Annotated in this window: 1 protein-coding gene; it reads left to right on the top strand. The window is 57.4% G+C overall.

The genetic code is table 11. The features are described from left to right. On the top strand, positions 1-660 hold a 660-nt coding region (locus AC244_RS34810), incomplete at both ends, for an SCO family protein (RefSeq protein WP_053253368.1).

The following is a 660-nucleotide window of genomic DNA, read 5'->3' as shown; positions in this document are numbered from 1 at the left end:
GGCGAACCGGCGGCCAAGAGTTCGCGTTGGGGAAAGGACTACTTCCCAAACGTCGACGTCGTTACCCAAAATGGCGACAGGGTTCGGTTCTATGACGATCTGATCAAGGACAGGATCGTCCTTATCAGCTTCATCTTCACCAGTTGCACGGATCTTTGTCCGCTGACGACAGCGCGCATCGCCCAGGTGGTGGACAGGCTGAGAGACGAAATCGGCAAGGACATTTTTGTACTCTCGATCACGGTCGATCCGGAAAACGACACGCCGGACAAACTGAGAACCTTCGCCGACGCCTTTTATACCGGCCCTGGCTGGACATTCATCACGGGGAAACCAGCCGACATTCGTGCCATCAATTCAAAGCTTGGCAACAAGAGCGGTGTGGCGACCCAGCACCGCAACGAAATCGTTCTTGGCAACGACAAAACTGGCGAATGGACGAGAAACTCGCCGTTCGCGGACATCGAAAACCTGGAGCTCGCCATCCGCGACATGGATCCGGACTGGCGGGATCGTCGTCACGTTCGGCAGGATGCCTTGGCAGCAGACCATGACCCACAGGGCCTGACAATCGGCCGCGAGCCGGGGCAGGTCCTGTTCAAGAAGATCTGTGCACCTTGCCACACAGTGGGCGTAACCGACCATATCGGCCCCGATCTG

This window comes from Ensifer adhaerens, assembly GCF_001270265.1.
GTDB classification, from domain to species: domain Bacteria; phylum Pseudomonadota; class Alphaproteobacteria; order Rhizobiales; family Rhizobiaceae; genus Ensifer; species Ensifer adhaerens_B.
This window is presented reverse-complemented; position numbering and strand designations above follow the sequence as displayed.